This window comes from Halosegnis marinus (assembly GCF_029338355.1).
Taxonomy (GTDB): domain Archaea; phylum Halobacteriota; class Halobacteria; order Halobacteriales; family Haloarculaceae; genus Halosegnis; species Halosegnis marinus.
In genome coordinates, this window is record NZ_CP119802.1 from 598,812 (window position 1) to 621,007 (window position 22,196).

Annotated in this window: 29 protein-coding genes; 16 read left to right on the forward strand and 13 right to left on the reverse strand. The window is 72.5% G+C overall.

The features are described 5' to 3' along the window. Window positions 1-19 precede the first annotated feature (19 nt). The gene (locus P2T37_RS03485) at window positions 20-1,216 is read left to right on the forward strand and encodes an outer membrane protein assembly factor BamB family protein (RefSeq protein ID WP_276235371.1); all 1,197 of its coding nucleotides are present in this window, start codon (window positions 20-22) and stop codon (window positions 1,214-1,216) included. A gap of 15 nt (window positions 1,217-1,231) precedes the next feature. On the opposite strand, the gene deoC is transcribed toward P2T37_RS03485, so the two are convergent. Next, window positions 1,232-1,867 carry a deoxyribose-phosphate aldolase gene (deoC, locus tag P2T37_RS03490; RefSeq protein ID WP_276235372.1) on the reverse strand — a complete coding sequence of 212 codons (636 nt, stop codon included), beginning with the start codon at window positions 1,865-1,867 and terminating at the stop codon, window positions 1,232-1,234. Window positions 1,868-1,942: 75 nt separating this feature from the next. Here deoC and P2T37_RS03495 point away from each other — a divergent pair, with 75 nt between their 5' ends. Both P2T37_RS03495 and P2T37_RS03500 read left to right on the forward strand, forming a co-directional pair. Then, entirely contained in the window at window positions 1,943-2,122 is a 180-nt protein-coding gene (locus P2T37_RS03495; protein ID WP_276235373.1) for a hypothetical protein, read from the forward strand. Window positions 2,123-2,162: 40 nt separating this feature from the next. Continuing rightward, entirely contained in the window at window positions 2,163-3,110 is a 948-nt protein-coding gene (locus P2T37_RS03500) for a ribose 1,5-bisphosphate isomerase (RefSeq protein ID WP_276235374.1), read from the forward strand. On the opposite strand, the gene P2T37_RS03505 is transcribed toward P2T37_RS03500, so the two are convergent. Next, window positions 3,102-3,500, reverse strand: coding sequence for a hypothetical protein (locus tag P2T37_RS03505; RefSeq protein WP_276235376.1), 399 nt, complete (start codon window positions 3,498-3,500; stop codon window positions 3,102-3,104). The genes P2T37_RS03500 and P2T37_RS03505 overlap by 9 nt on opposite strands. A gap of 97 nt (window positions 3,501-3,597) precedes the next feature. Between P2T37_RS03505 and P2T37_RS03510 the strand changes: the two genes are divergently transcribed. The 5 genes from P2T37_RS03510 (at window position 3,598) to P2T37_RS03530 (ending at window position 7,221) form a co-directional block, all read left to right on the forward strand. Continuing rightward, window positions 3,598-4,416, forward strand: a complete 819-nt coding sequence (locus P2T37_RS03510) for a DUF63 family protein (protein ID WP_276235377.1) — start codon at window positions 3,598-3,600, stop codon at window positions 4,414-4,416. Window positions 4,417-4,488: 72 nt separating this feature from the next. Beyond that, window positions 4,489-4,737, forward strand: coding sequence for a DUF8066 domain-containing protein (locus P2T37_RS03515; protein WP_276235378.1), 249 nt, complete (start codon window positions 4,489-4,491; stop codon window positions 4,735-4,737). A 52-nt stretch (window positions 4,738-4,789) separates the two neighbouring features. Then, window positions 4,790-5,650, forward strand: a complete 861-nt coding sequence (locus P2T37_RS03520) for an ATP-dependent ribose-1-phosphate kinase (protein WP_276235379.1) — start codon at window positions 4,790-4,792, stop codon at window positions 5,648-5,650. A 29-nt stretch (window positions 5,651-5,679) separates the two neighbouring features. Continuing rightward, window positions 5,680-6,189, forward strand: a complete 510-nt coding sequence (locus tag P2T37_RS03525) for a hypothetical protein (RefSeq protein ID WP_276235380.1) — start codon at window positions 5,680-5,682, stop codon at window positions 6,187-6,189. Window positions 6,190-6,291: 102 nt separating this feature from the next. Beyond that, complete coding sequence (locus tag P2T37_RS03530; RefSeq protein ID WP_276235381.1) at window positions 6,292-7,221, forward strand: hypothetical protein; 930 nt, start codon at window positions 6,292-6,294, stop codon at window positions 7,219-7,221. Window positions 7,222-7,233: 12 nt separating this feature from the next. Here the strand turns inward: P2T37_RS03530 and P2T37_RS03535 are convergent, their stop codons facing one another. Genes P2T37_RS03535 through P2T37_RS03545 form a run of 3 tightly spaced genes read right to left on the reverse strand, consistent with a single transcriptional unit; the run spans window position 7,234 to window position 8,548 of the window. Next, window positions 7,234-7,524 carry a transcriptional regulator gene (locus tag P2T37_RS03535; protein ID WP_276235382.1) on the reverse strand — a complete coding sequence of 97 codons (291 nt, stop codon included), beginning with the start codon at window positions 7,522-7,524 and terminating at the stop codon, window positions 7,234-7,236. Between the two features lie 41 nt (window positions 7,525-7,565). Next, window positions 7,566-8,261 carry a CPBP family intramembrane glutamic endopeptidase gene (locus P2T37_RS03540; RefSeq protein WP_276235384.1) on the reverse strand — a complete coding sequence of 232 codons (696 nt, stop codon included), beginning with the start codon at window positions 8,259-8,261 and terminating at the stop codon, window positions 7,566-7,568. A gap of 5 nt (window positions 8,262-8,266) precedes the next feature. Next, window positions 8,267-8,548: a DUF5789 family protein gene (locus P2T37_RS03545; protein ID WP_276235385.1), complete on the reverse strand. Its 282-nt coding sequence runs from the start codon at window positions 8,546-8,548 to the stop codon at window positions 8,267-8,269. A 90-nt stretch (window positions 8,549-8,638) separates the two neighbouring features. On the opposite strand from P2T37_RS03545, the gene P2T37_RS03550 reads away from it, so the two are divergent. Next, window positions 8,639-9,085, forward strand: a complete 447-nt coding sequence (locus tag P2T37_RS03550) for a DUF302 domain-containing protein (RefSeq protein WP_276235386.1) — start codon at window positions 8,639-8,641, stop codon at window positions 9,083-9,085. Here P2T37_RS03550 and P2T37_RS03555 read toward each other — a convergent pair. Further along, window positions 9,082-9,306: a hypothetical protein gene (locus tag P2T37_RS03555; RefSeq protein ID WP_276235387.1), complete on the reverse strand. Its 225-nt coding sequence runs from the start codon at window positions 9,304-9,306 to the stop codon at window positions 9,082-9,084. The two genes, P2T37_RS03550 and P2T37_RS03555, sit on opposite strands and share 4 nt — an antisense overlap. A 23-nt stretch (window positions 9,307-9,329) precedes the next feature. After that, entirely contained in the window at window positions 9,330-10,607 is a 1,278-nt protein-coding gene (gene nreA, locus P2T37_RS03560) for a DNA repair protein NreA (protein ID WP_276235388.1), read from the reverse strand. A 177-nt stretch (window positions 10,608-10,784) separates the two neighbouring features. Here nreA and P2T37_RS03565 point away from each other — a divergent pair, with 177 nt between their 5' ends. Next, a complete protein-coding gene (locus tag P2T37_RS03565; RefSeq protein WP_276235389.1) occupies window positions 10,785-11,804 on the forward strand; it encodes a phosphoribosylaminoimidazolesuccinocarboxamide synthase in 1,020 nt (339 codons plus the stop codon). 12 nt (window positions 11,805-11,816) lie between these two features. On the opposite strand, the gene P2T37_RS03570 is transcribed toward P2T37_RS03565, so the two are convergent. Next, on the reverse strand, window positions 11,817-12,770 hold the full coding sequence (locus P2T37_RS03570) for a formyltetrahydrofolate deformylase (RefSeq protein ID WP_382210720.1): 954 nt from the start codon (window positions 12,768-12,770) through the stop codon (window positions 11,817-11,819). 150 nt (window positions 12,771-12,920) lie between these two features. Here P2T37_RS03570 and purS point away from each other — a divergent pair, with 150 nt between their 5' ends. Then, a complete protein-coding gene (gene purS / locus P2T37_RS03575; RefSeq protein ID WP_276235391.1) occupies window positions 12,921-13,175 on the forward strand; it encodes a phosphoribosylformylglycinamidine synthase subunit PurS in 255 nt (84 codons plus the stop codon). Further along, window positions 13,172-13,861 (forward strand): phosphoribosylformylglycinamidine synthase I, encoded by a 690-nt coding sequence (gene purQ / locus P2T37_RS03580; RefSeq protein ID WP_276235392.1) that lies wholly within the window; start codon window positions 13,172-13,174, stop codon window positions 13,859-13,861. Before purS ends, purQ begins: the two co-directional genes overlap by 4 nt. Here the strand turns inward: purQ and P2T37_RS03585 are convergent. Next, window positions 13,855-14,724, reverse strand: coding sequence for an aminotransferase class IV (locus P2T37_RS03585; RefSeq protein ID WP_276235393.1), 870 nt, complete (start codon window positions 14,722-14,724; stop codon window positions 13,855-13,857). The two genes, purQ and P2T37_RS03585, sit on opposite strands and share 7 nt — an antisense overlap. A gap of 80 nt (window positions 14,725-14,804) precedes the next feature. Here P2T37_RS03585 and P2T37_RS03590 point away from each other — a divergent pair, with 80 nt between their 5' ends. Beyond that, window positions 14,805-15,467 carry an SOUL family heme-binding protein gene (locus tag P2T37_RS03590; RefSeq protein ID WP_276235394.1) on the forward strand — a complete coding sequence of 221 codons (663 nt, stop codon included), beginning with the start codon at window positions 14,805-14,807 and terminating at the stop codon, window positions 15,465-15,467. On the opposite strand, the gene P2T37_RS03595 is transcribed toward P2T37_RS03590, so the two are convergent. The 4 genes from P2T37_RS03595 to P2T37_RS03610 are packed head-to-tail and all read right to left on the reverse strand — an operon-like array spanning window position 15,464 to window position 19,015. Next, the gene (locus P2T37_RS03595; protein ID WP_276235395.1) at window positions 15,464-16,078 is read right to left on the reverse strand and encodes an anthranilate synthase component II; all 615 of its coding nucleotides are present in this window, start codon (window positions 16,076-16,078) and stop codon (window positions 15,464-15,466) included. The genes P2T37_RS03590 and P2T37_RS03595 overlap by 4 nt on opposite strands. Beyond that, window positions 16,071-17,528, reverse strand: coding sequence for an anthranilate synthase component I family protein (locus tag P2T37_RS03600; protein ID WP_276235396.1), 1,458 nt, complete (start codon window positions 17,526-17,528; stop codon window positions 16,071-16,073). The genes P2T37_RS03595 and P2T37_RS03600 overlap by 8 nt, the downstream gene beginning before the upstream one ends. A 39-nt stretch (window positions 17,529-17,567) precedes the next feature. Beyond that, window positions 17,568-18,191 carry a helix-hairpin-helix domain-containing protein gene (locus P2T37_RS03605; protein ID WP_276235397.1) on the reverse strand — a complete coding sequence of 208 codons (624 nt, stop codon included), beginning with the start codon at window positions 18,189-18,191 and terminating at the stop codon, window positions 17,568-17,570. A gap of 26 nt (window positions 18,192-18,217) precedes the next feature. Continuing rightward, window positions 18,218-19,015, reverse strand: coding sequence for a shikimate dehydrogenase (locus P2T37_RS03610; RefSeq protein ID WP_276235398.1), 798 nt, complete (start codon window positions 19,013-19,015; stop codon window positions 18,218-18,220). A gap of 90 nt (window positions 19,016-19,105) precedes the next feature. Between P2T37_RS03610 and P2T37_RS03615 the strand changes: the two genes are divergently transcribed. From P2T37_RS03615 to P2T37_RS03625, 3 genes are read left to right on the forward strand one after another with little or no spacing between them, the layout of a single operon-like run. Continuing rightward, a complete protein-coding gene (locus tag P2T37_RS03615) occupies window positions 19,106-20,458 on the forward strand; it encodes a sodium:calcium antiporter (RefSeq protein WP_276235399.1) in 1,353 nt (450 codons plus the stop codon). A gap of 49 nt (window positions 20,459-20,507) precedes the next feature. Beyond that, on the forward strand, window positions 20,508-21,428 hold the full coding sequence (locus P2T37_RS03620) for a rhomboid family intramembrane serine protease (protein ID WP_276235400.1): 921 nt from the start codon (window positions 20,508-20,510) through the stop codon (window positions 21,426-21,428). Further along, window positions 21,428-22,171 (forward strand): endonuclease V, encoded by a 744-nt coding sequence (locus P2T37_RS03625; RefSeq protein WP_276235402.1) that lies wholly within the window; start codon window positions 21,428-21,430, stop codon window positions 22,169-22,171. The genes P2T37_RS03620 and P2T37_RS03625 overlap by 1 nt, the downstream gene beginning before the upstream one ends. Window positions 22,172-22,196: the final 25 nt, after the last annotated feature.

Genomic DNA, 22,196 nt, shown 5'->3' on the forward strand with positions numbered 1-22,196 from the left:
GACCGAACAGTCGGACACGATGCCCTCCAGACGACGACTGCTCGCCGGTCTCGGCGCCGCCGGCCTCGCGGCGACCGCCGGCTGTACCGGTATCGCCGACGGAACGTTCTCCCGCGGCACGGACACGGACACCGACTGGCCGATGGGGCGGCACGACACGCTCAACACCGCGTACGCGCCCGACGCCGCCGCGCCCCGCGACGGCCCGACGGAACGGTGGACCCACGGGGGCGGCTTCGACGCCCGCACCCCGGCGGTCGTCGGCGACACCGCCTACGTCCCGACCGCCGAGGCGCTCGTCGCGCTCGACACGGGCGACGGGAGCGAGCGGTGGCGCTTCGCGCCCGAGTCCCAGCCGTGGCCCGCCCCGCCCGTCGTCCACGACGGCCGCGTGTTCGTCACGATGCGCGACGAGGACACCGTTCACGCCGTGGACGCGGCGAGCGGCGAGGCGCTGTGGACCGACGACGCGGACCGCCACGTCCACGCCGCGGCCGGCCTGCTCGCGGGCCGCGTCGTGAACGAACCCGCCGTCCTCGTCGGCGACGGGAACGGCCGGGTACGCGCGCTCGAACCGGGGACCGGCGACGAGCGGTGGGAACTCGACGTCTTCGGCGGCGTCCGCGCGTTCGCCCACCGGTTCCAGCGCCTGTACGTCGGCACGACGAGCGGCGAGGTGTACGTCTTCCACGCGGACGGGGAGGGCGACGGGGACGAGCCGCGGGAGCTGTGGCGGGGAGAGGTCGGCGGCCGCGTCGAGGGAATCGTCCCCACGTCGAACGGTATCGCCGTCGCGAGCTTCGGCGAGCCGCTGGCCAACCTGGAGAGCGACAACGCGGGCGAGCCGATGTGGACCGCCGACCGCGAGCGCGCCGGCTCGGTCCCCGCCTACGCCGGGTCGTGGCTCCTCTCGACCGGCTACGACGCCGTCTCCGCGACCCGGACCTACGACGGGAGGAGGGGGTGGCGCGCGGCCGCCCCGCTCGGCTCCGCCCCGCCGGTCGCGGCCGGCGACACGCTGTACGCCGCCGGGGAGACGAGCGTCCACGCGTTCGCGCTCGACGGCGGCGGCCCGCTCTCGGGCGCGAAGCGGTGGTCGTACCCGGTCCCGGGCGGCGGGGTACAGGGGCTGGCCGTCGCGGACGGCGCGTTGTTCGTCGCGCGGCAGGCGGCGGGGGGAAACGAGACGACGCTGTACTGTCTGGAGCCGAACTGAGCGACCGACCGCCGACTACTCGGGGAAGCCCTCGACGATTTCGACGCCCGAGGAGGCGCCGATGCGCTCCGCGCCCGCGTCGAGCATCGCCGTCGCCTCCTCGTACGTCCCGACGCCGCCCGAGGCCTTCACCGGCAGGTACTCGGCCATCAACTCCACGTCGGCTATCGTCGCGCCGCCGTCGGCGAAGCCGGTCGAGGTCTTCACCATGTCCGCGCCGGCGTCGTGGGCGGCCTCGCAGGCGCGGTGCTTCTCGTCGTCGGAGAGCAGCGCCGTCTCGATGATGACCTTCGTCGGGAGCGGGACGGCCGCGACGACGGCCTCCAGTTCCTCGCGGACGGCGTCGTCGTCGCCGGCCCGGAGCCGACCGACGTTGATGACCACGTCGAGTTCGTCCGCGCCCTCGTCCCACGCGAGTTCGGCCTCGGCCTCCTTCGCCTCGGGGGCGTGCTGCCCGTGCGGGAAGCCGACGACGGTGGCGAGCGTGACGCTCGGGGCGTACTCGCTCGCCTCCGCGACGTAGCAGGGCGGGATGCAGGCGTTCATCCCGTGTTCGAGCGCCTCGTCGAGGACGCGCTTCGTGTCCGCGAGCGTCGTCTCCGGGCCGAGGACGGTGTGGTCGATGTGTGCGGCGAAGGCGGCGCGGTCCATACGCGTCCCCGTGCGGGCGGCGACGAAAGCCTGCCGGTCCGAAAGCTTATGAGCGGGCCGCCGGCCCGACGGGACATGGATTCCGCCCTCCGCCGCCGGCTCGATATCGGTCTCGCGATGCTGCTCGTCTGCGTGCTCGTCCTCGTCGCGCTCGGCTTCCGGTACGCGCCCCGCTACACGTTCGTCCTGCTCGTGGTCGGCGGGGGCGGGGGCGCGTTCGTCCGCGACTACCTCCGCCGGCACGGCGTCGCCTGACCGGCGGCGGGCTTTTGGCCGTCCCCCGTGAAGTTCTCGCATGGTTCACCCCGAGGTGGCGCGGGTCGCCGACGACATCGCGTCGATGGAGACGCGCGGCGCGGCGACCATCGCTGACGCCGTCGCGGACGCGCTCGCGACGCAGGCGCGCGAGGGCGACGCCGCGGACCCCGAGGCCTTCCGGGCCGGGATGCGCACGGCGGCCCGACGGCTGTACGACACCAGACCGACCGCCGTCTCCCTGCCGAACGCCCTCCGCTACGTGCTCAACGGGATGGAGGGCGGGAGCGTCGAGGCGCTGCGGCGCTCCGTGGTCGAGCGCGCGACCGCGTTCCGCGAGGACCTCGACCGCGCGCAGTCGCGGCTCGGCGAGATAGGGGCCGGTCGGCTCCGCGACGGCGACACGGTGATGACCCACTGCCACTCGACCGACGCGATGGCCGTGATGGAGGCGGCCGTCGCGGACGGCAAGTCGCTCTCGGCCGTCGTCAAGGAGACGCGCCCCCGCAACCAGGGGCACATCACGGCCGAGGTGTTGGCAGACCTCGGCGTCGACGTGACGCTCGTCGTCGACAACGCGGCCCACCGCTACCTCGACGAGGTCGACCACGTCCTCGTCGGGGCGGACGCCGTCGCCGCCGACGGGAGCGTCGTGAACAAGGTCGGCACGTCGGGGCTGGCCGTCTCGGCGCGCGACCGGGGCGTCCCCATCGTGGTCGCGGCGGGCACGATCAAGCTCGACCCGGCGACGCTGACCGGCCGCGCCGTCGAGATAGAACAGCGCGACGAGAGCGAGGTGATCGACCCGGAGACCCGCGCCGACATCGGCGACATCGCGGTGGCGAACCCCGCGTTCGACGTGACGCCGCCGCGCCACGTCGACGCCATCGTCACCGAGCGCGGGCAGTTCCCGCCAGAGAGCGTCGTCACCCTGATGCGGGAGCTGTACGGCGAGGCCGACGAGCCGTGGCGCGAGCCGTCACAGTAGCGCGACCGCGCCGTACACGATGCCGGTGGCGACCGCGCCCGCGAGGATACCGAGCCCGGCGAACACGAGGCCGGCGTTGCGGTCCGAGCGGTGGGCGTCGGCGTCGTCCACCTCCCCGCCGTCGCCGTCGAACGAGTAGCGACCCGACAGCGCCAGCGACGCACAGAACGAGCGGCGCGCCTGGAGCGCCCACTCCGTCCCGAGCGAGAACGGGACGAACAGACCGGCGAGCAGGAAGGTCGGCGCCCCGACGACCAGGACGGCGGCGAGGTAGGCCGCGGCGGCGGCGAACGCGACGGCCGCGTAGCGGTAGCGGCGGCGGCGCTCGGAGCCGCCGATGTTGCAGGCGCCGGGGCGGTAGCGCGACTCGGCGGACGGAGGTGCGGACACACACGCGGTTCGCGGCCGCGCCGTAAAGTCGGCTCGGCGCCGGCCGTGCGCGACGGCATCCACAACGCTTTCGCCCGCCGGGGCCGCGCGGGCGGACGTGCCGACACAACTGCTCCCGACCGGTGCCGCCCTGCCGCCGCTCCCGTACCTGCTCGCGGTCGTCGTCGCCGTCGGGGCCGTCGGCCTCGGCCTCCGCCGGGTCCGGCCGACCGTCACGCCCCGCGTCGTCGCCGGGTTCGCCCCGTGGATGCTCGCGGGCGCGACGGGCTACGCCCTCTACCAGGCCGAGGCCGTCCCGGCGCTCCTCGCGCCGCTGTTCGGCAACCCCGTCGTCTACGCGACGACGTTCGCCGTCGCGGGCGCGGTGTGGCTCGCCGTCGCCGACCGACCCGCCGACGCGTGGGCCGCCGGGAGCGTCCCCGGCGTGCTGGCGCTGTCCGGGGCCGCCGCGGCGCTCCTGCTCGTCGCCGCCGCGGGCGCGACGGCGCTCGCACGCGACAGCCTCGCCGTCGGGCCGTCGCTCGCCGGCCTCGCCGCCTCCCTCGTCGTCGCCGGGGGCGTGTGGTTCGCCGTCCGCTCGGCCGTCGGCGCGACGGGGCTCGTCGGCGTGCTCGCGCTGTTCGGGCACACCCTCGACGGTATCTCGACCGCGGTCGGCATCGAACTCGGCTTCGGCGAGCAGACGCCGCTGTCGGCCGTCCTCATCGAGTTCGGCGCCGGCCTCCCCCCCGCCGAGGTGCTCGGGGAGGCGTGGCTGTTCGTCCTCGTGAAGGTGGTCGTCGCGACGGTCGTGCTGTTCGCCTTCCGCGACTACGTCCGCGAGGAGCCGGCCGAGGGGTCGCTCCTCCTGGGGCTCGTCGCCGCCGTCGGCCTCGGGCCGGGCTTTCACAACCTCGTGCTGTTCGCCATCGCGTAGGGGACCGCCCGCGGGACCGGTCGTCCTCGCGCCCGCCACAAAACCGAAGTGTCGGTCGCCCCCGGTCGGCGTATGGCCCCCGACCCCGACGGCCGCACCCTCCTCGTCGCCGGCGGCGTCCTCGCCGCCCTCCTGCTCGTCTACAGCGTCGTCATCGCCGGACAGTTGGCGCTCTGGTTCGCGCTCGTCCCGCCCGTCGCCTTCCTCTACCTGTTCTGGCGGCTCGTGCGCGCCCACGAGCGGCTCGCGGCCGCGATGGCCGGCGACGCGGACTCGCCGGAGCGCGGGACGGGAGCGGGGACCGAGACCGAGCAGTCGTAACCGCCGGCGGGCGACCGGACGTTTTTCACGGTGCGCGTTCCACTCCGACGGTATGCCCCGCGTGCTCTGTGTCGGTCACGTCAACTGGGACGTGAGCCTCCGGCTCGACCACCTCCCCGAGCCGGACGGCGAGTCGGCCGTCCGCGACACGACACAGGGCGGCGGCGGGTCGGCGGCGAACGTCGCCGTCGGCCTCGCCGGCCTCGACTGCGCGGCCACGCTCGCCGGGAGCGTCGGCGACGACGAACACGGCCTGCTCGCGCGCCGGGACCTCGACCGCGCGGGCGTCGACCTCGCCGGCCTGCGCACCGTCGCGGGCGAGACGACGACGAAGTACCTGCTCGTGGACGACGCGGGCGAGGTGTCCGTGCTCGGCGCGGCCGGGGTGAACGAGGCGCTCGGCCCCGACGACATCGACCCGGCGCTGGTCGCGGCGGCCGACCGCGTCCACCTGACGGCCCACCGGCCCGACACCCTTCGCCGGGTCGCGGAGGTCGCGACCGAGGCCGGCGTCCCGGTCTCCGTGGACCCCGGCCGGCGGCTCGCAGACCGCGACTTCTCGGACGTGCTGGCGCTCGCGGACACGCTGTTCGTCAACGCGGTGGAGGCGCGCGCGCTGGACGGGCCCGAGGTCCCTGTCGTCGTCACGAAGCGCGGCACCGAGGGCGCGACCGTCACGGCGCCCGACGACAGCTACGACCACGCGGGCTTCGACCTGCCGAGCGTCGACTCCACGGGCGCGGGCGACGCCTTCGCCGCGGGCTTTCTCGCCGCGCGCCTGCGGGGCGACGGCGCGGCCGACGCGCTCGCCGTCGCCAACGCCTGCGGCGCGCTCGCCGCCGAGACCGAGGGGCCGAAGACGGCCCTCTCGTGGGAGGCGGTCGAGGCCGTGCTCGCGGGCGAACGCGCCTGATTTTTATCCGGGGCGTCCCCAGCCGCGGTATGGACCCGTTCGCCCTCCCGCTACACGTCGCGGACTTCTCGACCACGGGTCGGGTCGCCGTCGGGGCCGTGGCGGGGCTCGTCGCCACGGTCGCCATGAACGTCCCGATGCACCGGCTCCCCGAGGGCTCGACCCCGCCGTTCGTCGCGGCGGGCGCGCTCACGGGCGAGGGGCCCGCGGACGTGGACCCCGTCCTCGCCAGCGGGACGCACTACGCCGCGGGCGTCCTCGGCGGGGGGTTCTACACCGTCGTCTCGCTCGTCGCCGAGGGGCTGTACGCGCCCGACCTGTACATCGTCCGCGCCGGCCAGCCGCTCGTCGCGCACGTCCTCGCCGTCCTCGCCACGTTCGCCTTCCTCGTCGCGTTCTTCGCGTACCTCGTGCTCCCGCGGTTCGGCGGCCCGGTGTACGAGCGCGCGCGGCTCGTCCGGCGCGACTGGACCGTCTCGGCGGCCGTCTACGCGCTCGCGCTCGCCGTCGTCGTGCCGCTGCTGCTCGCGTACGTCTGAGGAGTCGCCGCCGGACACATTCCCCGGCTGGGGGCGAGGAGCGAGGGCGGCGGACGGCCGTCGCTGCGAGAACTATTACTACCTGGCCGCTCAGCGGTCGGTATGAGTCGGTGGTCGCGGCGACGACTCCTCACGGCCGCCGGCATCGGCACGGCCGGCGCGCTCGCCGGGTGCGTCTCGCTGCTCGAGACGAGGGGCCGGTCGCTGTCGATGGAACCCGTGGACTCGGCGGCCATCGCCCGGCGGGCGACGATGGAGTTGGACCGGCGGGAGAAACGGATATTCCTCGACGCGCTGGAGAACGGAACGACGACGGTCACCTACGACAACCCGCCGTTCCCGCCGCTCAGAACGCTGCGACCGGTCGAACACGAGGGGCGCTACTACGGCATCGCGTACACGATCACCGAGACCCGGGACGCGCTGGGCGTCACCGTGCGGATAGACTACGACCCGCGGCGAACCGACGGCCCGACGGTCGCGTACGACGACCTGCCGGCGCGCGACCGGGCGCTGCTCGATTCGCTCGTCCTGCCCAGGCCGAAGCGCCGCATCGACGGCTGGGACATGGGAACCGTGGACGTCTACCGGATCGACGAGGTCGAGGGCTCGGTGCTGACGCCCGAGTCGCGGTACGACTACGTCACCCACGACGGGGAGACGTACCGCATCCGGGTCGAGACCTACCCGGCGACGATAGCCGACTACCGCTACACGGTCCACGAGGTGGCCGGGGACCGAACCGCGTTCGTCCGGCGGACCCGCGACCGCTACCAGTTCCGTCTCGACGGCCTGTCCCCCGCCGAGCGGCCTATCGTCGAGGCGGCGATCCGCGGAGGATACGTGCGCGGCCGGGACCCCGACGAGCGGGCGGCGTACCGGTCGCTGTCCGAGCGGTTTCGCGAGCACGACGCGGTCGTGGGGAGTTCGACCGACCCGGGAATCGCCTACGGCGAGTACCTCGTTCGCTACGGCGAGCGGGTCTACTGGGCGGAGATGGAGTTCTACGACACGGCGACGCCGACGGCGTGACCGCGACGACGACTACTCTATCTTGAACGCGGGTTCGGTGAGGCTCTCGCTCTTGCACTCCGGACACCGCGACGGCCTGTTGGCGGGGTCGTCGAAGTCGGAGAAGCCGCAGTCGCGACACCGCGGGGGCGCGGCGAGCAGGCGCTCGTCGGTCCCGTCGAGCGACTTGGCGATGTGTTTCACGTGCGCCAGCGCGTCCGCCGTCGTGGTCTCGAACTCGTTGGCGAGCGTGCCAGCCTCCGTCGTCTCCGCGCGGAGGTGGTCGGCGATGCGCTGTCGGGTGGTCCGGTCCGCACCCTGCATACGAGCGGCTACTCCGCCGGCCGGAATACGTCTTCCGGCGGTCAGAGGGGAAGGGGGAGCCACGACAGCGCGCGCACCACCGTCTCCGTCGGAATCAGGGGGTCGTGGAGCACCAGCCAGTCGAGCAGCAACAGGCCGAAGCCGTGCGCGACGACCGACGGGAGGATGGAGTCGGACTCGTAGTCCACGAGGCCGAACAGCACGTCCGTCGGCCCCGAGAGGAGCAGTTCGATGGGGGGCTTCCCGAGGTGGTGAAAGGCGTAGATGACCGGGCTGATGAACGCGGCCTTGCGGCCCACCTCGCGGACGCCGACACAGAGCAGGCCGCGGTAGTACGTCTCCGCGGCCAGCACGACCGCGAACTGCTTGACGGAGTGGACCCAGAAGTTGTCCAGCGTGCCGCCCCACATCGGGTAGTAGGCCCGGACGGAGGGGAGCGACGACCCCACGAGGTAGAAGGGGGTGACGAACGCCGCGAGGAGCAGGGTGTTGCGGAGCGCGCGGCGGTCCACGCGCCAGCCGAGGTGGCGGCCGTGGACGACCGCCAGCGCCGCCGGTATCGTCAGGTAGAGCGTGAGGTCCTTGAAGACGCGCTCGTTCAGGCCGGCGGGGTACCACCACGACCACACGGCCGCGAGCGCGAGGCCGACGAGCAGCGCGCGCTGGACCCACGAGAGCCGCGAGAGCGGGCCTCCCCTACCGGCGAGCCGCGCGCGGAGCCGCGCCCTGCGGGACACGCCCGCTACTCGGTCGGGACGGGGCCCGTGCCGACGACGGCCCGGACCGTCGACTCGAACTCCTGTCGCGTCGGGAAGTACGTCTCGTCGCTCTCGGCGAGCACGTCGCTCAGGTCGCGGGGGCCGTCGGGGGTGCGGATCGCGGTGTCGCCCTCCCGGCGGACGATTTCGCTCCGCTCGATGCCGAAGTGGAGCCGCGAGGTCACCTGCGCGAGCGGCACGCCCTCGACCGCCGGCCCGTCGCCGAGTTCGACGACCGGGCCCTCGTCTTCCTCGTCGTCTGCCATACCTCGGCGTTCCCGTCGCCCGTGGTTAACGGTTGCGGACCGTCGGGCCCCGAGCGCCGGGGTTTTCACCGCTCCCGGCGTAGTCCGGCTATGCTCCCAATCGACCCGAGCGAACTGACCGGCGAGGACATCGGCGAGAAGCGCGCGACCCTCCACATGGACCACGAGGCGGCGATAGAACACGTCCGCGAGGCGTTCACGGACGCCGGGTTCGGCGTCGCGACGGAGTTCTCCCCCTCGGAGATGCTCAACGAGAAGGTGGACGCCGGCCGCGACCCCTACTACGTGCTCGGCGCGTGCAACCCGAACATGGCCGACCGGGCGCTCGACGCCTCGGACAGGCGTATCGGCGGGCTGTTCCCGTGTAACGTCGTCATCTGGCAGGAGGAGCCGGGCGTCCAGACGGTGTACCACGTCTCCATCATGCGCATCGCGCGGCTCGCGGGGATGGCTCCGGACGACGAGGCGATGGCCGACATCGTCGCCGACACCGGCGAACTGGTCGAGGCGGCGTGGGCGAACCTCGACGCCGTCTAGTCCTCCTGTTCGCGGAGGTGCTCGACCTCCGCTTCGAGCCGACCGATCTTCCGCTCGATGCGGTCGAGCCGCTCGTCGACGCTGCCGCCGGAGCGGATGCGCAGGACGAAGTAGCCGACACCGCCGAGGAACCCGGCGATGACGACCAGATTCAACAGCAATACGACGCCGATGACCAGTATCTCGGGACCGCCGGGGATGCCGAACTGGAGCGGGAACATGCTCAACGGACGAACGCCCGGCGCTATAGGCCTTCTTTCCGCGCGAACGCCGCGAGGCTCGACTGGACCCCGGCGACGAGTTCGGAGTTGCGCCGGAGCGCCTCCAAGTCGACGGGCCACCGCGGGAGCAGCTCCTTCACGGCGTCGTGGAGCGTCTCCGCCTCGCCCGGCTCCCCCTCGGTGAAGGCGTTGCGCACCGTCTCGCGCACCTGCCAGACGCCCGCCGGCCCCCAGTAGTCGGGGGTGACGTGGCGCACGACGAGCACCTTCGCCTGCCGGCCCCGGTCGGCGAGGTGTTCGAGCGCGCCGAGCTTCGCGGCGTAGTACGCGCCCGCCGTCTCCGAGGCGTAGTCCGTGCGGCCGTCGAACCCCTCGTAGTCGCTCGTGACGCTGTAGCCGCGCCCCTCCGGGTTCCAGACGGAGCCGGGCGCCTTCAGCTCCACCAGCTCGTACTCGAAGTCGCCGGGCGCGAGGATCACCCAGAAGCGGTTGCCGAGGTACTCGTTGTACCACACCTCCGTGGCGTCGACGCTCGGGGCGTTGTACACCTGCCCGCGCAGGAACTCGCATATCGTGTCGTCCACCGCCGTGATGGACCACCGCGTCGGCACGAGCTTCCGGTTCTCCGCGACCCCGAGCGCGCCCGCCGACAGCACGTTTTCGATCTGATACACGTCCAGCCCGCGGTTGTAGAGGTACGTCATCGCCCCCTGTGCGCCCCAGTCGTCGTCCGAGAGCGTGTACTCGACCGGCTTGGGGACGTGGGGGTTCTCCGCGAGGTCCGCGTACTCGGCCGTCGCGCGCGGCCCGGTCGGCGTCGAGATGTCCGCGAAGGAGACGTCCATGTCCACCTCGGGGCGGCCGTCGAGGCCCACCTCCACGTCCACGGGGCGGTCGGCGATAGCCACCTCGCGCTGGACGCCGGTGAAGCCGTCCCACGAGTCCGCGACGTGGACGTTCGTCCGCTGCGAGGAGTTCAGCAGGCTCGTGCGCGACCGGAACACGTCGTCGATGCTGTAGCCGCGCTCGTACCAGTGCGGGCCGGTCTCGAAGTCCGCCGCGCGCTCCGGTTCGGCGACGGGGGCGAGCACGCCCGCCGACACGTCCGGGTACGACGACCGCCCGACGAAGATGCCGGGCGCCGTGGACCCGAACAGCGAGTCGCCCTGCAGGGTCTCGTCCATCGACCGCTCGGCGTCCTCGAGGTACTCCGTGATGGCGTAGGACTTCTCCTGGGCCAACTGCCGGCGCCGGGCCGCCTCGTCGTCGCCGAGCCCCTCGATGTAGTCGCCGAGTTCCATTCGTCCGCCCTTGGCCGGTGACGGCCTTGAACCGTTCGCCGCTCGCGTCGCGCCCGTCGGCGAGGCGACCGCCGCGAGGGCCGCGAGTTCGGCGAAAGCGACGGCGGAACGGAACGACCGGACCGCGGACAGGTGCCGAAGGGAAACCCCTATGCACGCCGCACGGAAGCCGGACGTATGACGAGCGTCAAGGAGTTCCGGGTCGCCGAGGAGGCGACGCCGGCCCGGCTCGGGCGCGGCGCGTTCGTGTTCACGGACGACTACTCGGTGTTCGACTGGGGGAAGATGCCCGACGCCATCCCGAACAAGGGTGCGGCGCTGTGTGCGATGGGGGCGGCGAACTTCGAGCGGCTGGAGGCCGAGGGAATCGACACGCACTACCGCGGCGTCGTGGCCAACGGCGAGACGCGCCCGCTCGCCGAGGCCGCCGTGCCGCCCCGCGAGATGGCCATCGACCTCACGCGCGTCCCGGACCTCCCCCACGAGGGGCGCGACTACGACTACGACGCCTTCCACGCCGACGCCGGGGAGAACTACCTGATACCGCTGGAAATCGTCTTCCGGAACACGGTCCCCGTGGGGTCGTCGCTCCGCTCGCGGGCGTCGCCGGCCGACTTCGACATCGACGCCGACGAGTGGCCCGACGAGCCGGTGGACCTCCCCGAGCCGGTCGTGGAGTTCTCCACGAAGTTCGAGGAGTCCGACCGCTATCTCACCCGAGCGGAGGCCGACCGGGTCGCCGGGGCGGCCGATATCGACGAACTCGAATCGGTCGCGCGCGCGGTCAACGACCTCGTGACCGGCACCGCCGCGGAGGCGGGGCTGGTCCACGAGGACGGGAAGATAGAGTGCTGTTACTTCGACGGCGACGTACTCGTCGCGGACGTGGTCGGCACCTTCGACGAGAACCGCTTCTCGTACGACGGCCAACAGCTCTCGAAGGAGGTCGTCCGCCAGTACCACAAGCGCGAACAGCCCGAGTGGGTCGCGGCCGTGAGCGAGGCGAAGGAACGCGCGAAACGGGAGGACGTGGCCGACTGGCGCACGCTCTGCGAGCGCGACCCCGAGCCGCTCCCCGAGTACGTCGTCGACGCGACCCGCGACATGTACACCGCGGGCGCGAACGCATACCTCGACCGCGACCTGTTCGACGCGCCCGAGTTGCCCGAGGCGGTCGCGGCCGTCCGGGAGCTCTGAGCCGCGGCGGGGTCAGTCCTCGGCCAGCGCCGCGCCCAGCCCGTCCACCGGCCGGTCGGGGTTGAGCGACGACATCTCGGGCGGCAGGCCGAGCTGGTAGTCGCCCCGCTCGACGCCGTCGCGGAGTTCGACGCGCCCCCGGTGGACGTACACCGCGTCGTCGAGGTGGAGCCGCACCGCCTCCAAAAGCGCCGACGCCTCCAGGGGCTGGCCGCGGCGCTCTATCTCCCCGACCTCGGCGTCGGCCGGCACGTCGAAGGCGCGCTGGGCGATGACCGGCCCCTGGTCGAGGTCCGTCGTCACGTAGTGGGCCGTCACGCCCGCGATGCGGACGCCCTCCTCGCGGGCCTGCCGGTACGCCTCCGCGCCGGGGAACGCGGGGAGGAGGCTCGGGTGGATGTTGATGATGCGGTCCTCGTAGCGGAAGACGACCTCCGGGCCGAGGATGCGCATGTACCGCGCGAGGACGATGAGGTCCGCGTCGTACTCGTCGAGCAGGTCGAGCAGTTCCGCCTCGTCCGGCGTCCCCTTCTCGTCGCCCACGTCGTGGAAGGGGACGTCGTACCGCTCGGCCAGCGGTTCGAGGTCGTCGTGGTTGGCGATGACGACGGATATCTCGGCGTCGAGCTTCCCGTCGGCCCACTCCGCGAACAGCGCCTCCAGACAGTGGCTCTCCTTCGTCGCCAGCACGGCGATGGTCCGCGTGTCGCGGTCCGCCGGGAACCGAACCCGGACGTCCTGCCCGATCTCGTCGCCGAGGTCCGCGAGCGCCTCGCGGAGTTCGTCCTCGGTGCAGGTCATCTCCGCGGTGTCGACGTGGAGCGTCATCCGGAAGACGCCCTCCCGGACCGCCTGGTCGAGGTCCTCGATGTTGATGCCGCGCTCGAACAGCAGCGAGGTGACCCGCGCGATGATTCCCGTCTTGTCGTCGCCGACGACGGTTATCTGTGTGTACTGGCGGGTCACGGCGACCACCGGGCGCGGGACGTGTCCATACCCCGTGAGGACCGTCGTCGGGCAAAAGCGGCGCGCTCGGCGCAACGCTCGCTTTGCACGAACGTGTACACCGAAACGAACCCACAACCGTTTTCATCCACGGATACGCACCCACGACCGATGACCGCCTACACCGCGACGGTGACCGTCCGGCTGAAACACGGGGTCCTCGACCCGGAGGCCGAGACGACCGAGCGGGCGCTCGAACGGCTCGGCTTCGAACTCTCCGACCTCCGGAGCGCCGACCGCTTCGAGATAGACCTCGACGCCGCGGACGCCGACGCCGCCCGCGACCGCGCGGGCGAGATGGCCGAACGACTGCTCGCGAACCCGACCATCCACGACTACGAGGTCGCGGTGGCCGAGGCCGAATGACCGTCGCCGTCGTCCGGTTCGGCGGGTCGAACTGCGACCGCGACGCGCTCGCGGCGCTCGACCACCTCGGCGTCGACGCCGACATCGTCTGGCACGAGGACGGCCTTCCGAGCGATACCGACGGCGTCGTCGTCCCCGGCGGCTTCTCCTACGGCGACTACCTCCGGGCCGGCGCGATGGCCGCGCGCTCGCCCGTGATGGAGGAGGTCCGCGCCGCGGCCGACGACGGCGTCCCCGTCCTCGGCGTCTGCAACGGCGCGCAGATCGGCTCCGAGTCGGGGCTGACCCCCGGCGCGTTCACCACCAACCGCTCGGCGCGCTTCCAGTGCGAACACGTCCACCTGCGCGTCGAGAACGCGGACACCCCCTTCACCCGCGCGTTCGACGAGGGCGAGGTGCTCTCGCTCCCCATCGCGCACGGCGAGGGGCGCTTCGAAATCACCGACGACGCGCTCGCCGACCTCGAATCCGAGGACCGGGTGCTGTTCCGGTACTGCGATGCGGCGGGCGCGGTCACGGAAGCGGCGAACCCCAACGGCTCGAAGGGGAACGTCGCGGGCGTGCTCGGCGAGCGCGACCACGTCGCCGTCTTGATGCCCCACCCCGAGCGCGCGACGCTGCCCGACATCGCGGCGCCGAACGGCGCTGGCACCGACGGCGCGGGCGTGCTGGCGGCGTTTCAGTAACAGCGCTCCTCGACCAGTTCGTCGTAGAGCCGCTGGCACAGCGCCGTTATCGGCCCGCTGCCGACCCGTATCCCGTCCGCCTGCTCGATGGGCCGGACCTCCCACGTCGTGTTCGTGAGGAACGCCTCGTCCGCGCTCCGCAGGTCGTCCACGTCGTAGGTGCCCGTCTCGACGGGGAACGACTCCTCGCGGGCGAGGGCTAAGACGAGTTCGCGGGTGATGCCGGGGAGCAGTTCGCCCGCCGCTGGGGTATGGAGGGCACCGTCGTCGACGAAGAAGACGTTGCTCGTCGTCCCCTCCGCGAGCGCGCCCGACTGGTCGCGCAACAGGGCCTCGTCGGGGCTGTACCCCTCGTTCGACACCCGGCGGAGTTCCAGCCGCGCCATGATGCCGTTGAGGTAGTTGTGGGTCTTCGCGTCCGCGGGGACGGCGTTCGACGGCGTGCGGCGGGTCTTCACCGTCTGGACCGTGGCGCCCCCGTCCCAGACGCGCTCGCCGTCCACGCCGCCGCGGGGCAGTGGCTTCGTCGTCACGACGACGGTCGGGTCCGTCTCGGCGTCGGGGGTGAGCTTGCCGGGCTGGACGCCGCGGGTGACGGACACCCGGACGTAGGCGTCGCGGAGGTCGTTGGCGTCGAGGGTGTCCGCGACGCGGACCGGGAGGTCGTCGGGGACCGCGTCGGGCATCCCGAGCGTCTCGCAGGTGCGTTCGAGGCGCGCGGCGTGGCGGTCCCACGCGAACACCTCGCCGCCGTAGGCGCGACACGTCTCGAAGGCGGCGTCGCCGTAGCGGAAGCCGCGGTCCTCGACGCTGACCGTCGCCTCGGCCGCGGGGACGAGCGAGCCGTCGACGTGGTACTGCATGGCCGCGGCTTCGCGCGCGGAGGGTTTCGTCCTGTCGCTCGGAGCGCGCGGTTATGCTCCCGGCCGCCGTAGGGGGAGCTATGGTCCGAGCATCGACCGCGCTGGCCGGCCTCGTCGGCGGCGCGGTGGCGGTCGCGGGCGGATGGAGCCTCTATCAGCGGTACACGACGGAGCAGGTGCCGTACACCGTCGTCGCACGCGTCGGCGACGCGGAACTGCGCCGCTACCCGGCGACGGTGCTGGTAGAGACGGTCGCGGACAGCCAGCGGGAGGCGTTCGGCCGCCTGTTCCGCTACATCGACGGGCACAACGCCGGGGACGCGGGCATCTCGATGACCGCGCCCGTCGCCACCGACCGGGGGACGGAGGTGTCGATGACGGCCCCCGTCGAGGTCGGCCCCGGCACCGACGTGTCGATGACTGCCCCCGTCGAGCGCGGCCGCGACGGCGACGGCGTCCGGATGGCCTTCTACCTCCCCGCCGAGTACGACCTCGAGTCCGCGCCCCAGCCGCTCGACGAGTCCGTGAGCCTCGTGGTCGTCCCCGAGCGGACGCTCGCAGTGCGGCGGTTCTCGTGGCGCGCGACGGCCGAGCGCGTCGGTCGCGAGACGGAGCGCCTGCTGGAGACGTTGTCGAGCGCCGACGTCGAGACGACGGACGAGCCGTTCTACATGGGCTACGACGCGCCGTGGACGCTCCCGTTCCTGCGGCGCAACGAGGTCGCCGTCGAGGTCGCGCGCTAGAGCGCGTCGCCGACGAACGTCCGCACCATCCGCCTGCCGTGTTCGGTGAGAATCGACTCCGGGTGGAACTGTACGCCCTCGTGGGGTTTCTCGGCGTGGCGGACGCCCATCACGACCCCACGCTCGTCCTCCGTGCGCGCCGTCTCCGCGAGCGCGTCGGGGAGGTCGCCGCGCTCGACCGACAGCGAGTGGTAGCGCCCGACGGAGAGCGCGTCCGGCAGGTCGCGGAACACGCCCGCGCCGTCGTGGGTCACGACCGAGGGCTTCCCGTGGACCACGTCGGGTGCGTGGCCGACTGGCGCGCCGTTCGCGGCACACAGCGCCTGGTGGCCGAGACACACCCCGAGCGTCGGGTACGACGTCTCGCGGAACAGGGGAACACAGACGCCCGCGGACTCGGGCGTCCCCGGGCCGGGCGAGACGACGACGGCGTCGGGGGCCATGCGTTCGATATCGCCGACGGTGAGGGCGTCGTTCCGGCGGACGACGAGCGCCTCGCGCGCCTCGTCGTGGGTGTGGCCGAGGTCGACGAGCGCCTCGCCGACGTACTGGACGAGGTTGTAGACGAACGAGTCGTAGTTGTCCACGACGAGGACGGTCGCCTCAGTCACCGTCGCCCTCCACGGAGAGGCGGGTGCGGTCGAGCGCGGCGTCCAACGCGGTGACGAGCGCACGGCCCTTGTCGAGCGTCTCCTCGTACTCGGCGTCGGGGTCGGAGTCGTGGACGACGCCCGCGCCGACCCGGAGGCCGTACTCGTCGCCGTACCGGACGAGCGTGCGGATAACGATGTTGAGGGTCGCGCGGCCGTCGAACCCGAGCGCGAACATCGACCCGGTGTACGGTCCCCGGCGGGTGGCCTCCACCTCGTCGATTATCTCCATCGTCCGGGGTTTGGGCGCCCCGGTGATGGTGCCGCCGGGGAACGTCGCGGCTATCGCGTCCACGGTGTCGTGGTCGCCGCGCAGGTCGCCCTCGACGAGCGAGACGAGGTGCATCACCTCGGAGTAGCGGTCGACCCGGCGGTACTCCGACACCTCGACGCTCCCGAACCGCGACACCTTCCCGAGGTCGTTGCGTTCGAGGTCGACCAGCATCGCGTGTTCCGCGCGCTCCTTCTCGTCGCCGGTCAGTTCGCGCTCCAGCGCGGCGTCCTCGTCGGGGTCGCCACCCCGCGGTCGCGTGCCGGCGATGGGTTCGGTCAGCAGGCGGCCCTCGGGGTTCGCGTCGAGCAGGAGTTCCGGCGACGCGCTCACGAGGTCGACGCCGGGGAACTCGACGAGGCCGGAGTAGGGCGCGGGGTTCACCTCGCGGAGCGCGTCGTAGGCCTCGACCGGGTGGACCGCGGCGGGCGCGACCAGCCGCTGGCTCACGTTCGTCTGGAAGGTGTCGCCGTCGCGGACGTATCGCTTGACGCGGCGGACCCGCTCCGCGAACTCGGCGCGGGTGCAGTCGCCGGAGAAGCGTACTTCCTCGGCGCGCACGCGGGGTTCGACGGGGGCGGGCGTTCCCTCCGCGGCGTCGCGGGCGAGCGCGAGCGCGGCCTCGCGGGCCGCCTCGTAGTCGGCCTCGGGGTCCGTCACGCGCGGACACGAGCAGACGCGCAGGGTGACCTCGCCCTCGCGGGCGTCCGCGGCCTCCCACGCCGCGACGGTGGGGAAGACGCCGAACTGGAGGCGGGGCAGGTCGCGGTCGCGCACGGCGTCGTCGGGGAGCGTTTCGAGTTCGCGCACGGCGTCGTAGGAGAGCCAGCCGAACGCGCCGCACGGGTACGGAACGTCGCAGTCGCCGCGCGCGAGCGACTCGTCGGCGAGGAGGTCGCGCAGGGCGTCGAAAACCCCCTCCTCGACGCTCGCGAGGCACTCGGGGTCCGTAGCGAAGTAGCCCCATCCGTTCTGTCCGCCGGTGGTCTCGTAGAAGACGCCCGTGTCGCCGCGGGCGCGACGGTAGGCGTCGAACGGGTCGTCGACGGCGACGCGCACCTCGACGGGGACGCGCGCGCCGTCGGGCGCGGCGGCCGCTGTCTCGCGGAAGGCGGCACGGTCGGTGACGACCCGCGGCATACCCGGAGAAGAACGCGGGCCGGTAACGCCGTTTCGGTTCTACTCCTCCGCGCGCTCCTGCCAGCGCCGGAGGCGCTTCGCGGAGATGCCCGTCTCGTCGGCGAGGGCGTCGGCGTCGGCCTCGACCAGCTGGACGACGGACTCGACGCCCGCGTCCGCGAGCCGCTTGGCGTAGGCGGGGCCGATGCCGCTGACGGACTCGACGTGCCGGTGGCCGTCCTCCGGCTCCTCCGGGACGGGGCCGGCGGCCTCCGCGGGTTCGGCCGCCTCGTGGTCCGTGCCGGCGTGGTCGGTCACGTCGCCCGCGGCTTCGGCGGGTTCGGCCGCCTCGTCGTCGGCCGGCGGCTCCTCCGTCACCGACGCCGAGCCCTCCTTGTGGGCCGCGGCCTCGGCGTCCTCCTGCTCGTCCTCGTCGTCCTCGTCGTCGAGCGGCTCCGAGACCTGCGAACTCGGGCCGGCGGCCTCCGCGGGCTCGGCCGCCTCGGCCACCTCGTCGTCGCCGGGCGTCTCCGGCGGCTCCTCGGTCACGGAGGCGGTCGACCCGCTCGCGTCGGTGCCGGCCGCGGCCGGCTCCTTCACGGCGCGTTCGTTCGACGCGTCCGGCTCCTCGTCCCTACTCGACCCGATGCCGAGTACCGATTTCAGCGTATCCAGCAGTCCCATAGCGGTCCGGTAGTCGCGCCCCCCTCTTAAACTCGGTCCCGCAGCGCTGTATTCATCGCCGCCACGGGTGCCTCGCGCCCGGTCCACAGTTCGAACGCCTCCACCCCCTGATACAGCAGCATCCACGCGCCGTCCACGGTCGTCGCGCCGGCCGCGCGCGCCTCGCGGAGCAGCCGCGTGTCGAGCGGCGAGTAGACGGCGTCGAGCACCGCGAGGTCGTCGTGGAGCGCCTCGGCGGGCACGGGCGTCTCGTCGTCCTCCATCCCGACGCTGGTGCAGTTGACGAGCACGTCCGCCTCCCGGAGCAGGTCGGGGAGCGCGTCGAGGCCGTGGCCGCTCGCGTTCGGGACCTCGGCCGCGAGTTCCTCCGCGCGCGGGACGGTTCGGTTCGCGATACCGACGCGCATCCCCTCGTCCGCGAGGCCGAAGGCGACGGCCCGGCCCGCGCCGCCCGCGCCGACGACGACCGCCTCCCCCGAGAGCGCCACGTCGTGGCGGCGCAGCGCCCGGACGGCGCCGGCCGCGTCGGTGTTGTGGCCCGTCGGCGTCTCGCCGGAGAAATCGACGGTGTTCACGGCCCCGATACGCGCCGCGAGCGGGGCCGGCTCCGTCAGCTCCAGCGCCCGCCGCTTGAACGGGATGGTGACGTTGAGCCCGGCGATACCGAGCGCGTCGGCGCCGTCGAACGCGCGGGCGAGGGTTCCCTCCGCCGGCTCGAAGGTGACGTAGCGGCCGTCGATGCCGAGCGCGTCGTAGGCGGCCTCGTGCATCGGCGGCGACAGCGAGTGACCGACGGGGTTGCCGACCAGTCCGAACACCTGCATACGCGGGGCAGTGGCCCTCGGTCGATAAAGCGGCCGGTCGCGGCATCGGGAACAAAGGAGTTACGTGAATCCCTCACCCCGCTTGGGGTAATGGCCGTTCTCGACCGTCTCCGTCATCCGCTCGCCGCGGTGGCCTTCGCCGTCCTCCTCACGATGCCGTGGGTCGTCTCCGACCTCACCGGCGCGGCCGAGGGGTACACCACCACGACCGTGGTCACCGTCGCCGGCGTCGCCGTCCTCGGCGCGTCCTTCCTCCTCGCCTGGGGCGCGGAAACCGCGGAGAAGGACGTGCCGCGCGCGTTCGCCATCGCCGTGCTGGCCGTCCTCGCGGTCGCGCCCGAGTACGCCGTGGACGCGCTGTACGCGTTCAACGCCGGGCAGTTCGCCGGCACCGAGCGCGGCATGGAGGCCGCGAACCTCGCGGTCGCCAACATGACCGGCGCGAACCGCATCCTCATCGGCCTCGGCTGGTCCGGCATCGCGCTGTTCACCGTCTATCGGGCCGGCAGCGGCGCGGACGAGGCCGTCGAGAAGCGCGACGGATTCCTCGCCTCCCGGGTCAACCTCGACCCGGACATCTCCACCGAGATAGCCTTCCTCTTCCTCGCGACGATGTGGGCCTTCCTCGTCCCCGTCGGGGGCGGCATCGACATCGTCGATATGGGCGTGCTCGTCGGCCTCTACGTCCTCTACATCGCCGTCATCCTGAAGGGCGACGTGGAGGAACACGAGGAGCAGGTCGGCGTCCCCGCCTACTTCCAGGCGAAGGCGCGGAGCGTCCGCGTCCCTATCGTGCTGGCGCTGTTCGCCTACTCCGGCGCGATGATATTCACCGCCGTCGAGCCGTTCGCCCACGGGCTTGAGGTGCTCGGCGAGGACTTCGGCATCCCCTCGTTCTTCATGATACAGTGGATCGCGCCCCTCGCCTCCGAGTCGCCGGAGCTCATCGTCGTCGCCTACCTCGTCAACAAGGCGCGCTCGACGGCCGGCTTCAACGCGCTCATCTCCTCGAAGCTGAACCAGTGGACGCTGCTCATCGGGACGCTCGTCGTCGTCTACTCCATCGGGCTGGGGACGTACGGCGCGCTCCCGTTCGACGCGAAACAGGCCGCCGAGATATGGATCACCGCCGCGCAGTCGTTCTTCGCGCTGGCGGTGCTCGTGAACTTCAACATCAGCATCCGCGAGGCGGTGCTGTTGCTCGTGCTGTTCGCCTCGCAGGTGGGCATCGAGTTCGCCATCATCCGGGACGTCGCCGTCGGCGGCGCCCCCATCCCGTTCAGCAGCATCGACCTGCTCCACGGCTACACCGTCCTCTACATGCTCATCGGCATCGCGCTGTTCGTCTCGCGGTGGGGCGCGCTCCAGCGGCTCTTCCGCCGGCTGGTGGTGACGATGCGCGGCGCGTTCGGCGACGGCGACGGCGCCCAGCCGAGCGACTGAGCGGGCACTACCCAAACCCCTTTGCGGGCGACCCGCCTACCGCGGTGCAATGGCGACGTGTGAGGTGTGCGGCCGGGACGTGGACCTGCCGTACAGCTGTCGGCGGTGCAGCGGGGACTACTGTGCCGAGCACCGCCTCCCCGAGAACCACGACTGTCCGGGGATGAACGAGTGGAACGACCCGCAGGGGGTCTTCGACTCCGGCTTCGACGACTCCGTCAACGACGGCGGCGGCTCCTCGTCGTCCGTCCTCGACGGGCTGACCGGCACGGGCGGCCCGCTGAGCTACTTCCGGGGCTCGGTCGCGTACACCTTCCTCGGCGTGATGGTCGTCTTCTTCGCGCTCCAGTTCCTGCTGTTCCCGCTCACGGGACAGCCGGTCGGCGGCGCGCTGTGGAGCGACCTGTTCACGCTGTCGTCGCGACAGCCGCTGGCGGTGTGGACGTGGGTCACCTCGGTGTTCTCCCACGGCGGCATCGGCCACCTGTTCGGCAACGCCATCGTGCTGTTCTTCTTCGGCCCGGTGGTCGAGCGCTACCTCGGCTCGCGGCGGTTCGCGGTCATGTTCCTCGTCACGGGCGCGCTCGCGGGGCTCGCACAGGTGGGGCTGGGCCTCTATCTGGGTTCCCCGACGGCCGTTCTCGGCGCGAGCGGGGCCATCATGGCGATACTCGCGATTCTCACCGTCCTCAATCCGGGGCTGAAGGTGTACCTCTACTTCGTGCTCCCGGTTCCCATCTGGCTTCTGACCATCGGCTACGCCGCGCTGTCGGTCTTCGGCGCGTTCGGCCCGACGAACGCGCTCGACAACACCGCCCACTTCGCACACCTCACCGGGCTGGTGCTCGGCCTCGCGTACGGCGCCTACCTCAAGGACCGCGTGAGCGTCCCGGGCCAGCTCCGGTTCGGCGGCGGTGGCGGCGGCGGGATGGGCGGCGGCGGCGGTCCCGGCGGCCGCCGGCGCTTCTGATGGCGTTCCGGCCCGACCCCGCGCTCTCGCGGGCCGAGATGGAGGCGCTCCAGCGCGACATCGCCGACGCCGCGCGGTTCACGGACGACGACTGTCCGACCCCGGCCGACGTCGCGTCGGGCGAGGCGCTCGTCGCGGGCGTGGACCAGGCGTTCCTCTCCGACCCGGACCGCGCCGTCTCGGCCGTCGTCCTCGTCCGCGGCGGCGAGGTGGTCGAGCGCACCTACGCGGTGACGGACCTCTCGATACCGTACGTGCCCGGACTGCTCGCGTTCCGCGAGGGCGGGCCGATACTCGCCGCGCTCGACACGCTCGACGCGGAGCCGGACCTCTACGTGTTGGACGGGTCGGGCCGCATCCACTACCGGGAGGCGGGACTGGCCACACACGTCGGCGTGATACTCGACGCGCCGAGCGTCGGCGTCGCGAAGAGCCTGCTGTGCGGCGAGCCCCGCCGGCCCGTGGACGCGCTGGCCGAGGGGGAGCGCGTCGCCGTCGAGGCCGACGCCTCGATGACCGCGCCCGCGGGAACCGTGGTGGGCTACGCCTACCAGAGCCGACAGTACCCGAACTCGACGCGCGTCAACCCCCTCTACGTCTCGCCGGGTCACCGCGTCTCGGCCGGGACGGCCGTGGACCTCGTGGCCGCGTGCGGCGGCGACTACAAGCTCCCCGAGCCGACGCGGCTGGCGGACGCGTACGCCGACGAGGCGAAGCGCGCCGTTCGCGACGGGAACGCATAACTCCGGGGCGGGCGACGCACCCCGT